Source organism: Chryseobacterium sp. Leaf201 (assembly GCF_001421435.1).
Taxonomy (GTDB): Bacteria; Bacteroidota; Bacteroidia; order Flavobacteriales; family Weeksellaceae; genus Chryseobacterium.
Window position 1 is genome coordinate 44,944 of the sequence record NZ_LMKA01000079.1, and the last position, 12,824, is coordinate 57,767.

A 12,824-nucleotide genomic window follows, 5' to 3' on the forward strand; every position below is an offset into this window, starting at 1 on the left:
AGTTTAAAAAATCAGGATATATGTTTTTTTATCTATCGGATTATTAAATTTTGAAATAACTTCTTCAATATAAGTTTTCATATCATAATAAGATTGATCCTTTTTACCACTAAACCTATAATTATAAGAATCTTCAGACTCATTAACAATGGTAATATTTCCTAAAGCAGGATTTTTAATAAAATTAGCAATCATTCCATCTATTTTACTTTTTTTAACTGCAGAATAATTGCCAGACTTTTGGTAAAGTAGATTTTCGCCTTGCTTACTGATTTCTACCATTTCAAAATTATAATCTCCGTCTACAGAATAAACTTTCAGGATAAGGCCCGGTAAATTTGAAAATTTATATGGTCCTTTACTGATTGGTATTTCGGAACAGAATACAGCAATCCATTTTCTGCCTTCAAAATCTATTTCTGCTTCCTGAACTTTATAATTTTTATAAAGATACTGTGCATCTCTAATCTTCCAGTTTGAAGGTATTTTCTCTGTGTATGTAAAGAAAAAATTATTAAAATCACCATAATAAGAATAAGACTTTTCATCCTGTTTAATAGTAAATTTAAGGTAATGAATATCTCTTTTTTGTTTTAACCCAGTAACAATACTATCAGATTTTTTATAATTTACATTGTAAAAAATGCTTTTATCAAAACTGATATCCAACGCCATATGTTCTGTTTTCATATGTGCATTATTAATCTGTGGTCTAAAATTAACCTTATATATGATGTGTAATTGCTGTCCAAATATAAAAGCTGAAAATAATAAAAATACAAACTTAATTACCGAATTTTTCATATCAATCATTATTAAATTTTTCTTTTAAAATAGTTCTGTAAAATTCAGCTTTAGGATCTTTTATATGGTTTAAATAGTTGTATCTGCTTTGAAAATAAAATTTTTGACAGCTTTTATTCATAAATTGATTAATATCATCTTCATCAGATTTTTCAACGATATTATATTTTGTAAGAGAGAGTCTCAACTCTTTTGAATGTTTAGCAAACTTTCGAATGATTTCATAATCCCAATAAGATTCACATGAATAATGAGTAATATCTTTTTTTATATAATTGTTAAAATAATATTGCAATATTTTGTTTTTCGTATTTCCATTATTTGTACTGTCAAGATTAATAAAAATAGAATATAACCATTGGCGAATTATATATCTTTCAATCTTTTTTAAATAAGCATCATCTATTACTGATGTGGTAGTATTGTATTTTTGGATTTTGCTAATTATGTTACTTTTGGCTATTTCTGATAATCTTATAAATGTATTAACATCATCTTTGTGGTAACTTTTCTGATAGTTTCCAATATTTATAAAAAGATCATTTTTTAACGTATTAAATAAATACGAATGAATACTATCCTTATTACCACCAAATTTTATATTATTCTGATTAACAGTAATACTGAGTGTTTCATCTGTCCTTAAAAAAAGAGGGATATTTATTTCTCCATTGATATTTTCTTTCAAAATATTTATTTCAGATATTTCAAATTTTGACTGAACTATCTTTTTTTCATTATTTTTAACAATATCAGAATTTTTTAAGTAGCTAATCTCAATTGGAAAACTATTTTGATTATCAATAATAATCTTTTGGCCAAAGGAATAATACGAAAATGAAAATAAGAGGATAATAAATACCCTCTTATTATTTTGTAGTTCTTTGCAGTTTAATTTCATGTTTTAAACTTAAGAAATTTATGCACTAGTTTCTACACCCCGCTTCTCCTCTATAACATGAACAAGTATTGAAACACTGTGCAGAACTGTCAGCCGGAATATCAATTGGGGGCAGACCTTGCTTCGGGCTTGAAGATGTGCTTCCATGACAATGACAATTATTTTCTGCCATCTTTCCTCCTGTTACAGATTTTAAATCATTTCGATTCAGTTTTTTTAAATTTTTCATTTTTAAAATTTTAGTTAATTAGTTTTTAGTTACGGATCAATAAATCCTACTACAATCAGTAGTAATTTTAAGACAAATTTAAGAGATTTTTTTATGGTAAAAACCGGAATTTTATTGCCATTTAAGCAATATTTATTCTCCGTAACTAGAAATATTATTACATTCGTGAAACAAATGAAAAGATGAAAAAAAATAAGCTAATAAATATTCGTAAAACTAAAAAGGTCTCTCAGGCAGACATCGCAACTTATTTAAAAATTAGCCAAGCACAGTATCAAAAAAGAGAATCAGGTAAAATAAAAATTACTTCTCATGAGTGGTTCAGGATTGCCTCATTATTAGATGTCCCAATTGAATCTATTTATGAAGATCACTATTCTTTAGAACAGAAAAGCCTATATAATGAAATAGTATTGTTGAAGGAAAAAATTAAAAAACTTGAACATGAAATGGCATTAATAAAAATAGATAAAAAATAATATACCACAACTGGTTGACTTATGTGTTTTTTATTTATCTTTACAGTAATATCAAATTTTTAATTAAAACAATATGAAAAATCTAAAAAAGCTAAACAAAAGCCAGTTAAAAACCATTACAGGAGCAGGAGGAATTAAAACACTTCCGGAACCGGATTTCTGTATGTATGCATGCGGAAACGTAGTAATCTGTGCAACCTGCAGTGATGATTTCAAATGCCCGGATGACAGTATATAAAATGCTCTACAAATCATAAGCAAGCCGTTCCTTTTGGGGAGCGGCTTTTTGTTTAAAAAGTATTTTAAGTAGTATAATAATTAATCAAACAGCCTCAATTGCTGATCTTTTGTTCCTGTAAAGTTAGCTGTTGATAATTTCGGGAATTCTTTTCCGTCAAAGAATTTTTTTCTTCCGATTTTAAAAGTATTGTGGATCATTTCAGCAATAGTTCCTTCTCCTTTCTGCCGGTCAAAATATCTTTTTTCACCCAGCTTTCCGCCGCGCATAGAACGGATTAGGTTCAGTACCTTCTGGGCACGGTCTGGAAAAGCACTTTCAATCCACTGAACAAAAACCGGCTCAACCGTATCATTCAACCGGACCAACGTATATCCGAAACTCTGTGCGCCGGCATCAGAAATAGCTTTCAAAATAGCCAGAGGCTCATCACTGTTCAGTCCCGGAATAACCGGGGCGACCATTACATTGACAGGGATTTTATTTTCAGACAGAATTTCTATGGCTTTCAGTTTATTTCTTGCAGAACTTGTCCGCGGCTCCATTTTTCTGCGCAGTTCTTCATTAATGGTGGGAATACTCAGAGAAACGGAAACTAAGTTTTGTTCCGCCATCGGCTGTAAAAGGTCAATATCCCTCAAAACCATCGTGTTCTTGGTCAGGATATGAACGGGATGCCTATAATCCAGACATACTTTCAGGAGCTTACGCGTAATTTCGAACTGGCGTTCTGCAGGCTGATAACAATCGGTGTTTCCGGAAAGTAAAATCGGAGCAGGCTGATAGCGTTTTTTCTGAAAAAATTTCTCCAGAAGTTCCGGTGCATTTTTCTTGACCATGATCTTTCTTTCAAAATCAATTCCAGCGCTGTAGCCCCAATATTCATGAGTCGGCCTTGCAAAGCAGTAGGAACAGCCGTGCTCACAGCCCTGATAAGGATTCATGGAATATTCCATCGGTAAATCCTCGCTTTTTACCTGATTGACAATGGTTTTCGGAAAAACTTCGGTGAAAGATGTTTTTACAGTTTCGAAATCTTCGTCTTCCGGCTCATAGGTATATTTCTCGAAACGGTTGACTACATTTCGCTGCGCTCCCTGACCTTTTATGATATTTTCGTTCTGCATTGAAATGTAAAGATAAAACGGTACATTTATAAAACAATGCATTTTAACATCAAATTTTCCCACAAAAAAATCCATCACCTGTACGGCATGGATTGTATATGGTAATGTTTGTTATTGTTGCTTATACTTCTATTTCAGTGCATAGAATTCTACTCCGTGATATTCATCATCGTAGGAATCTTTGTCAAAATGCCTGTAATAATCCGAGTAGGTATCGTTATACTTCTTATCTTTTTTATTCAATATCTTTTTGATTCCGATGATGCTTAATACTGCCAAAAGACCAACTCCCCCTGCCAGTAAAACTCCGACTTCTTTTTTCATATTTCGTCTGATTTATTAATTTTTCTATTGCAAAAAGCATACCCAAAGGATGGCAGCTGTTATAAATTTTGTTAACACTTAACAGGCTCCGGTATAATCTCCTATATAAATACCGTCCCCTTATCGCTATGGTTTAATTATTGTACTTGAAAGAAAAAATAATATTATGGAAGAAACAGGAAATATCGACAAAATGACCACATTAAGTCAGGTAATGACAAGACTGACACAAAGAGGGATCCACAGAGAATTCAGGATGAATGAAGACTGTGAAATGAAATTTGAAAATTCTGAAAAGAACTATCAGCCTGATGAAATGACCATCGTAAAAACCTACCGTTTCGAAGGACCGAGCAATCCGGATGACAATGCCGTTCTGTATGTAATTAAAGATACAGAAGGCAATCTGGGAATGATGATTGATTCTTACGGTGCAGGAAGTAATTATCCTAAGGAATTTGATGATTTCTTACGTAAGATCCCCATTCTTGAAAACGAAGAATTTGATCTTGATTAATATCTTAAACCCCGGAGCTATTTGCTTTCGGGGTTTTCTTTTTTCCCGAAGATGCCTTTCAGAAAAGGCTTTTTATTTTTATCTTCTTCAGTTTTTATCTCTGTTTTATCTGATGCAGCAGATGTTTTGCTATCTTTTCTTGCAGTATTGCCATTATCCGGTGCTTTGGTTCCGCCGCCGATATTGATTCCGATAAGTGTTTTCTTCAATCCCTGCTCTATCCCTTTCCAGAATAAATTAAAAAATGATTTGGAAGGCTCCCTTTCCACATCTTCCACTTTCACATCTTCCGGAAGTTTTCCTGAATCTGATTTTACCAGCAGATTGGCAACAGCAGACAGCAGTCCTTTTTTCCCGCGGTTTTCTTTATCCAGAATGGTAACTTTCAGATCCTTGTGCCTGAGATTAAAATCTCCGTTCAGCCCTTTAGGACTCCCCTTGAAATTGAAGAGCATCTCCTGGATCGTTCCTGTAGCGCTTACATGCAAGTAAGGACGGATGAAAGGATTAATGCCGCGTGCAGGAAGACCGGTTGTTTTCCCTGAAATATTAAATACGTCGCGCCGATCTGCAACATCGAAATTCCAGTTTACGGTAAGTGGTGCCAAGTCCATAAATGAACAGTTGATCCTGATGTCAACTCTTGTAGGCTTCCCTTTCATTTTTGCTGAATTCAGGTTTTTAACATTCATATTAAAATTGCTGAACGTAAGTTTCCCCGGACCCGCACTCTCCGGAGTATCTTCTTCATATACCAGTTTTGAATCTTTTAAAGTAAGCGTATTGACAACCATCGGAATTTTAATCGACCGGAGCAGTCCTGAATACAACGGCTTCTCCTTAGGATCATCATTGGGAATTTTACTCCTGAAAATATTGGCATCAGCAGACTGAATGGTTACCTGAGAAGCATTAATGGATTTCTGTTCTGAAAACAGATCCCAGGTTCCGGCGGCAGTAATCTGGCGGACTTTAATATCATAAAGGTCTTTCTCAACAGGAATCGCTTTGATAAACTGAGCCCTTGAAACCACGGGCCTCATTTCAAAATTGCTGATCAGGGCATTTTTTTCATCAAGCTTTAAAGAGCCGGCAGCCATCCTGTAAAACTGTGTTTTATAAAGGAAATTATTCGTAGTAAGAGTATAATTCTTAATATTTACCGCGATCCCTGAATTATCTTTTTTTGAAGTAAGGCGGATACCGTTAGCCGTAGCATTAAGTCCGCTAAAGCTCAATGGCTGGTTATCTTTATCATAAGTAATATCCGAATTTTTTACAGTAACTTTTCTTACCGTAACCGGAAACTGTATTCCGCTGAGATCACCTTTTTTACTGTTTTTGGCATCGCCGGCTTCGATTGTTCCTTTTACCCTGTTTACCAGAATTTCATTGATATCAAGCCTGAGTTTTTTCTCGGCAAACTCCCATGTATTGATTGTAAATCCAATATGTTCCGCAGACAGATTCATAGCCGTTTTCCCTGCAGCAGTGCCATTAGGCACAACGGTAATCGCTTTCAGCTCGCCCTTTCTGGGATTTAAACTGAGACTTTTAATATTAAAATCCTGATGATCGGAATATAGAATATCGCTTCCTGAAATACTGAAATCTTTGTACCCTATCGGGATAAGCTCTTCGCGGGTATCCTTATCAAATTTCAACTGATTAACATCTGCATTAATGTTCTTAGCGTATAAAAGCTTCTTTCCGTCAGGCTTCATGATCTGAACAACAGCATTGTTAAGCCTTATATCTTCAAGATTAAGCTCAAAATCAGAAGACTTTTTAATTTTTACGGGAGCTGCATTAGTAGTATATATTAAAAAATCCGGATCATAGAAATTAGCATGGGCAAGCGTTACCTTATTTTTTTTCAATACCAAATCTTTAAACTCCATCTTTTTGGCAGCAAACTGAAAAAGCGCTGTCTTTTTAGGATAATATTTTTTAAACTGATCAAAAGTAAGTACCGGGACAAGCTGGAAATCACTAACTGACACCTGCCCGTTTGTAGTCTGTATGGAATTAATCCGTAAAGCATAGACATCATCAGGACGTATAAAGAAGTTCCGGCCTCTGATATTATAATTGTCAAAAACAACAGGCAGCTTATCTTCTACCCATTCTTCGGTCAGCTGCAGGTTTTCTACATACAGATCAAGATCCTCCACGGATATGAACTTTTGTTTCGTATGCCTGAAAATACTGATGTTGCCTTTGTTGATCCTGATATTTTCAAACATAACCGGGTTTCTTTTTTTACCCGTTTTTGTCTCCACAGGTTTGGCCAGGATGATGTTCAGATCAGGTTTTGAGAGCAACAGATCAGATGAGTTGATCTGTTTGTTAAAAATTGCATCATAGATTCCGAAACGGCTGATCTTAAGGGTATCAATAGTTCCCTGCAGCCCTATAACATCAATATTCTGGGGATTTTTACTGTTAACAGTAATACCTGTTGAGAGAATATTCCCGGACAGAAGGTCAACTTCCATCAGCTTATAGGAAACTTTGTAATCCGTATTATTCTTTATATATTTTGGAAGCTGGGTTTTAAGCCAGATATTCAGTCCGAAATTGGCCAGTAAGACCAGGATAAGCACAATTCCAAGACCGATGCATATCTTTTTAACCCATTTTTTCATCCTGTGATTTGATGTTAATACCGTTAGTTTTATAGTGTCAGTTCAATTACATATCCTTCATGTCCCCTTACATTAATAAATTCACCGCCGTCGAAGCCCAGATACTGCCCTTTAATCCCGGTCAGTTTCCCTGTAAATTCAGGCCTTTTATCCAGGGTAAATGAGGTTACTTTTTCAGGCTTTTCAAAAGGATAGTCGAACTTCCATAGATTTTCGCCTTCACTGTAGAATTTCCGGAAATCTTCAGGGAAATATTCTCTTATTTTCTGCTGGAAATCGGCTAGGTCTATATCATCTTCCAGATCATCTTTCAGCATTTTCTTCCAGCTTGTTTTATCGGGAACATGCTGTTTAAGAGCTACTTCTATCATGCCTGCTTCATACCGGTTTTCCGTTCTTGCGATAGGCAGAGCAAAAGTCGCGCCCTGATCAATCCACCGTGTAGGAATCTGCGTATTCCTGGTAACCCCTACTTTTACTTCTCCCGTGTAAGCCAGGTAAACAGTATGGGGCTGCAGCTGAATGTGTTTTTCCACTTCCAGGTCACGCTCAGCAATTCCGAGATGTGCCGTGGAGAGTTCAGGACGGATGATGGTACCGCTTGCATAAGGGCTTTCAAAAAAACAGTTTTTGCAGAACCCCATTCTGTAGACCGGCTTATCTTCCTGGCAGTTTACACACTGGAATCCGGTATGCTTTATCGTGAGTTCTTTCCCGAACAGTTCATTCATATGGATAAGATCCCCTGAAAGATTAAGGTAATACTGAATCGGCTCACCGTTGAAGCACGTCATTTTTAAAATTTGTCCCTGAAACTGCATATTAATTTTATATTACTTTTTTAAGTAAATTTACTGATTATATTTTTCACGAAGTAAATTTATATTTTTGTGGGAAGAAAAACATACAGATGAATTATCTTGTAACCGGCGGAAGCGGTTTTATTGGTTCCCACTTAGTTGAACAGTTGCTTAAAAAAGGACATTCTGTCATCAATATTGACAATTTTGATAATTTCTATGATTATCGCATAAAGATTAAAAATACTTTAGATTCTGTTCAGCATTTTTCGGATTTTGAGTTTTCTGAAAAGGAGAAAGATATCCGGGAACTGGTTTCGCTTACAAAGTCTGACTCTTACTACCTGTATTACCAGGATATCCGTGATAAGAAGGGACTGGAAGAGATATTTAAAAGCCACAAGATTGATTTAATTATCCATCTGGCAGCGCTTGCCGGGGTGCGCCCGTCTATTGAAAGGCCGCTGGATTATGAGGAAGTCAATATCCGCGGAACACAGAACCTTTGGGAACTGGGCAAGGATTTCCAGATTAAAAAATTTGTATGCGCTTCTTCTTCCAGTGTGTACGGGAATAACCAGAAAACACCATTTTCCGAGACCGATGCGGTAGACCACCCTATTTCCCCATATGCCGCCACGAAAAGATGCGGTGAAATTTTAGGCCATGTTTATCATCATCTCTATCATATGGATATGATCCAGCTGCGTTTTTTCACGGTATACGGCCCAAGGCAGAGGCCTGATCTGGCCATTCATAAATTCACGAAATTAATTTCGGAAAATCAGGAAATCCCCTTTTACGGCGACGGGACTACGGCAAGGGATTATACCTATATAGATGATATTATTGACGGGGTTACAAAATCCATCATCTACCTGGAAGAAAACTCAAAGGTCTACGAAATCCTTAATCTCGGGGAAAACCAGGTCGTTGATTTAAACACCATGGTAGCTACCATAGAAAATACGCTGGGAAAATCTGCCATCCGGAAAAATCTGCCAATGCAGCCCGGAGATGTACAGAAAACCAATGCCGATATTACAAAAGCCAGGACACTAATAGGCTACAAACCTGACACAAACTTCCAAAATGGCATAAAAAAATTTGTGGAATGGTTTTTGAGAAAATGACAACAATCAGGCGGCCTTCACAGCTGTAACAGCAGCTCCGAAGGACAATGAATAAAAATTAATAAAAAGAATTGAAAATCAGGTATAAAAAAGCGCATCATATAAGCTATTTTTATACTTTTGCAAAAAATTAAAAAATTATGTACTGGACATTAGAATTAGCTTCATATTTAAGTGACGCACCATGGCCAATGACTAAGGCAGAGCTTATCGACTATGCAATCCGAACTGGTGCACCTATGGAAGTAGTGGAAAATCTTCAGGCGATTGAAGATGAAGGGGAAATCTATGATGCGATCGATGAGATCTGGAGTGATTATCCTACGGACGAAGATTATCTTTGGAACGAAGACGAATATTAATGGGAAGCAATAAGCTTTAAGCCTCGCTTAGAGCTTTTTTGCCCTTTTCACATATCAAATTTACACGATAAGTGTTATTAAAAACGCTTAAAGGATACTATTTTAAGCATAAAGCAAAAAATTTATGAGTTTTTTAAACAAAGTTCTAAAAGGGTTTTTGGGAGACAAAAAAGCGCAGGACCTAAAAGAAGTAAAAAAAGTTGTAACAAAAATCAAAGCTGTTGAACCCGATATTCAGCAATTGTCTGATGACGGTTTAAGAGAGAAGACTGCTGAGTTTAAAGAAAATATCAAATCTGCAACCAGTAAAATCACAGCTCAGATAGAACAGGTCCAGGAGCAGATAAAAAATTCGGAAAACGTTGACGAAAAAGAAGCGCTTTTCTCTAAAATTGAATCTCTTAAAAAAGAATCATACGAAGTTGAAGAAAAAGTCCTTCTTCAGATTCTTCCTGAAGTTTTCGCTTTAGTAAAGGAAACCGCAAGAAGATGGGCACAGAACGGAGAAATCCGTATAAAAGCAGGTGACTGGGACAGAAAACTGGCCGCTGCCGGAAAAGACTTTGTTGAAATTCAGGGAGATACTGCTATCTGGAAAAACTCATGGAATGCTGCCGGAACTCCGGTGGTATGGGATATGGTGCATTACGATGTACAGTTTATCGGAGGGGTTATCCTTCACAGCGGTAAGATTGCCGAAATGGCAACCGGAGAAGGTAAAACCTTAGTGGGTACTTTACCTATTTTCCTGAATGCACTTCCGGGAAGAGGCGTTCACGTAGTAACGGTAAACGACTATCTGGCAAAAAGGGACTCCGCGTGGATGGGGCCATTGTACCAGTTCCACGGTATGTCCATTGACTGTATTGATAACCACCAGCCGAACTCAGACGGAAGAAGAAGCGCATATAATTCAGACATCACCTACGGAACCAACAACGAATTCGGTTTTGATTACCTGAGGGATAACATGGTAACTTCACCTTCCGAGCTTGTACAGAGAGAACTGAACTTTGCGATTGTGGATGAGGTGGATTCCGTATTGGTGGATGATGCCAGAACACCGTTGATTATTTCCGGTCCGGTTCCTCAGGGAGACCGACAGGAATTTGATGTTCTTAAGCCTTCCATTGATAGGATTGTTGAGGTACAGAAAAAAACCGTTTCTGCTATTTTCAATGAAGCTAAAAAGCTGATTGCTGCAGGAAACAATAAAGAAGGAGGATTCAAGCTGCTTCAGGCATACAGAGGTCTTCCTAAAAACAGACAGCTAATTAAATTCTTATCGGAAAGCGGAAACCGTGCATTGCTTCAGAAAACCGAAGCGCAGTATATGCAGGACAACAACCGTGATATGCCGATTGTAGATAAAGATCTTTATTTCGTAATTGAAGAAAAGAACAATCAGGTAGACCTTACAGATAAAGGGGTTGAATACATGTCTCAGGGAAATGAAGACAACAATTTCTTCGTTCTTCCGGATATCGGGACAGAGATAGCAGAAGTTGAAGCTAAAAATTTATCTAAAGAAGAAGAATTTGAAGCTAAAGAAAAACTTTTTGCAGAATTTGCCGAAAAGTCGGAAAGGGTTCACACCATGAGCCAATTGCTGAAAGCCTATACATTATTTGAAAAAGATGATGAATATGTGGTTATTGACGGCGAAGTGAAAATTGTTGACGAGCAGACAGGCCGTATCATGGAAGGAAGACGTTATTCAGATGGTCTTCACCAAGCGATTGAAGCGAAAGAAAACGTAAAAATCGAAGCGGCAACGCAGACGTTTGCAACGGTAACGCTTCAGAACTATTTCCGTATGTACAACAAGCTTGCCGGGATGACCGGTACTGCCGAAACGGAAGCCGGTGAGCTTTGGGAGATCTACAAATTAGACGTTGTGGTAATTCCTACCAACCGTCCGATCTTAAGAAATGACAAACAGGATTTGGTTTTCAAAACCAACAGAGAAAAATATAACGCCGTAATTGAGGAAATTGAAAAATTAACCGCAGCAAGAAGACCTGTTTTGGTGGGTACTACTTCCGTTGAAATTTCCCAGTTATTATCAAAAGCATTACAGTTAAGAAAAATCCCGCACCAGGTACTGAACGCAAAACTTCACAAGAAGGAAGCGGAAATTGTTGCAGGAGCCGGACAGCCGGGTGTTGTAACCATTGCCACCAACATGGCAGGCCGTGGTACGGATATTAAGCTTACCAAAGAAGTAAAAGAAGCCGGAGGTCTGGCGATCATCGGAACAGAAAGACATGATTCAAGACGTGTTGACAGGCAGCTGAGAGGTAGAGCGGGACGTCAGGGAGATCCTGGAAGTTCACAGTTCTATGTTTCTCTGGAAGATAACCTGATGCGTTTGTTCGGTTCTGAGAGAATTGCAAAAATGATGGACAGAATGGGTCACAAGGAAGGTGAAGTCATTCAGCATTCCATGATCAGCAAGTCTATTGAAAGAGCCCAGAAAAAGGTGGAGGAAAACAACTTCGGGACCAGAAAAAGGCTTCTTGAATATGATGACGTAATGAACAAACAGCGTGACGTAATCTACAAGAGAAGAAAGAATGCCCTGTTCGGAGACCACCTGAAATATGACATTACGAACATGATTTTCGATGTTTCGAACTCGACCGTAACCAAAGGAAAAGCAACAGGAAACTATAAGGATTTTGAGTTTGAAGTAATCAAACACTTTACCATGGCTTCTCCTGTTTCTGAAAATGATTTCGGCAATAAGACCGTTCAGGATCTCACCAATATCCTGTTCAAGGCAGCTCAGGAAGATTATCAGATGAAGCTGAACTTATTGAAAGAAAAATCATTCCCGATTATTGAAAACGTATACCAGAACCAGGGATCCATGTTTAAAATGATCCAGGTTCCTTTCACGGACGGACATAAGACAATGACTATTGTTACTGACCTTAAGGAAGCATACGAATCCCAGTGTGAAAGCCTGATCAATGATTTTGAGAAGAACATCACATTATCAATTATCGATGAAAACTGGAAGCTTCACCTGCGTGAAATGGATGACCTGAGAAGATCTTCGCAAGGTGCCGTGTACGAACAGAAAGACCCGCTTGTGATTTACAAACAGGAATCTTTCCACTTATTCAGCGAAATGATAGACAAACTGAACAAAGAAATTATTTCATTCTTATACAAAGGGGAAATTCCTGCATAAGAAATAACAATTTCAATTATATAAACCGCTCCAGCACAGTCTGGAGCGGTTTTTTGTTATTCA

Annotated in this window: 13 protein-coding genes; 6 read left to right on the forward strand and 7 right to left on the reverse strand. The window is 37.1% G+C overall.

The annotated features are described in order from the left end of the window. Positions 1 to 3 precede the first annotated feature (3 nt). From ASE55_RS11720 to ASE55_RS20480, 3 genes are read right to left on the reverse strand one after another with little or no spacing between them, the layout of a single operon-like run. Entirely contained in the window at positions 4 to 813 is an 810-nt protein-coding gene (locus tag ASE55_RS11720) for a GLPGLI family protein (RefSeq protein ID WP_056219626.1), read from the reverse strand. Beyond that, positions 806 to 1,705, reverse strand: a complete 900-nt coding sequence (locus ASE55_RS11725; protein ID WP_056219628.1) for a hypothetical protein — start codon at positions 1,703 to 1,705, stop codon at positions 806 to 808. Before ASE55_RS11725 ends, ASE55_RS11720 begins: the two co-directional genes overlap by 8 nt. Before the next feature lie 25 nt (positions 1,706 to 1,730). After that, the gene (locus ASE55_RS20480) at positions 1,731 to 1,934 is read right to left on the reverse strand and encodes a bacteriocin-like protein (protein WP_185116291.1); all 204 of its coding nucleotides are present in this window, start codon (positions 1,932 to 1,934) and stop codon (positions 1,731 to 1,733) included. A 182-nt stretch (positions 1,935 to 2,116) separates the two neighbouring features. Between ASE55_RS20480 and ASE55_RS11730 the strand changes: the two genes are divergently transcribed. Both ASE55_RS11730 and ASE55_RS20485 read left to right on the forward strand, forming a co-directional pair. Then, positions 2,117 to 2,413, forward strand: coding sequence for a helix-turn-helix transcriptional regulator (locus tag ASE55_RS11730; RefSeq protein WP_056219631.1), 297 nt, complete (start codon positions 2,117 to 2,119; stop codon positions 2,411 to 2,413). Between the two features lie 73 nt (positions 2,414 to 2,486). After that, entirely contained in the window at positions 2,487 to 2,651 is a 165-nt protein-coding gene (locus ASE55_RS20485; RefSeq protein WP_170207314.1) for a bacteriocin-like protein, read from the forward strand. Between the two features lie 80 nt (positions 2,652 to 2,731). Here ASE55_RS20485 and ASE55_RS11735 read toward each other — a convergent pair whose 3' ends face one another. Together ASE55_RS11735 and ASE55_RS11740 are read right to left on the reverse strand one after the other, a co-directional pair. Then, a complete protein-coding gene (locus tag ASE55_RS11735; protein WP_056219808.1) occupies positions 2,732 to 3,778 on the reverse strand; it encodes a PA0069 family radical SAM protein in 1,047 nt (348 codons plus the stop codon). A gap of 129 nt (positions 3,779 to 3,907) precedes the next feature. Next, positions 3,908 to 4,102 carry a hypothetical protein gene (locus tag ASE55_RS11740; RefSeq protein ID WP_056219633.1) on the reverse strand — a complete coding sequence of 65 codons (195 nt, stop codon included), beginning with the start codon at positions 4,100 to 4,102 and terminating at the stop codon, positions 3,908 to 3,910. 166 nt (positions 4,103 to 4,268) lie between these two features. On the opposite strand from ASE55_RS11740, the gene ASE55_RS11745 reads away from it, so the two are divergent. Beyond that, complete coding sequence (locus ASE55_RS11745) at positions 4,269 to 4,619, forward strand: hypothetical protein (protein WP_056219638.1); 351 nt, start codon at positions 4,269 to 4,271, stop codon at positions 4,617 to 4,619. Between the two features lie 17 nt (positions 4,620 to 4,636). Here the strand turns inward: ASE55_RS11745 and ASE55_RS11750 are convergent, their stop codons facing one another. Together ASE55_RS11750 and ASE55_RS11755 are read right to left on the reverse strand one after the other, a co-directional pair. Further along, on the reverse strand, positions 4,637 to 7,267 hold the full coding sequence (locus ASE55_RS11750) for a hypothetical protein (RefSeq protein WP_056219641.1): 2,631 nt from the start codon (positions 7,265 to 7,267) through the stop codon (positions 4,637 to 4,639). Between the two features lie 29 nt (positions 7,268 to 7,296). Then, positions 7,297 to 8,088 carry a DUF2797 domain-containing protein gene (locus tag ASE55_RS11755; protein ID WP_056219644.1) on the reverse strand — a complete coding sequence of 264 codons (792 nt, stop codon included), beginning with the start codon at positions 8,086 to 8,088 and terminating at the stop codon, positions 7,297 to 7,299. An 89-nt stretch (positions 8,089 to 8,177) separates the two neighbouring features. On the opposite strand from ASE55_RS11755, the gene ASE55_RS11760 reads away from it, so the two are divergent. The 3 genes from ASE55_RS11760 (at position 8,178) to secA (ending at position 12,761) form a co-directional block, all read left to right on the forward strand. Then, positions 8,178 to 9,200 (forward strand): GDP-mannose 4,6-dehydratase, encoded by a 1,023-nt coding sequence (locus ASE55_RS11760; RefSeq protein WP_056219647.1) that lies wholly within the window; start codon positions 8,178 to 8,180, stop codon positions 9,198 to 9,200. Positions 9,201 to 9,340: 140 nt separating this feature from the next. Continuing rightward, positions 9,341 to 9,562, forward strand: a complete 222-nt coding sequence (locus ASE55_RS11765) for a DUF2795 domain-containing protein (protein WP_027382805.1) — start codon at positions 9,341 to 9,343, stop codon at positions 9,560 to 9,562. A 124-nt stretch (positions 9,563 to 9,686) separates the two neighbouring features. After that, positions 9,687 to 12,761 (forward strand): preprotein translocase subunit SecA, encoded by a 3,075-nt coding sequence (gene secA / locus ASE55_RS11770; protein ID WP_056219650.1) that lies wholly within the window; start codon positions 9,687 to 9,689, stop codon positions 12,759 to 12,761. Positions 12,762 to 12,824: the final 63 nt, after the last annotated feature.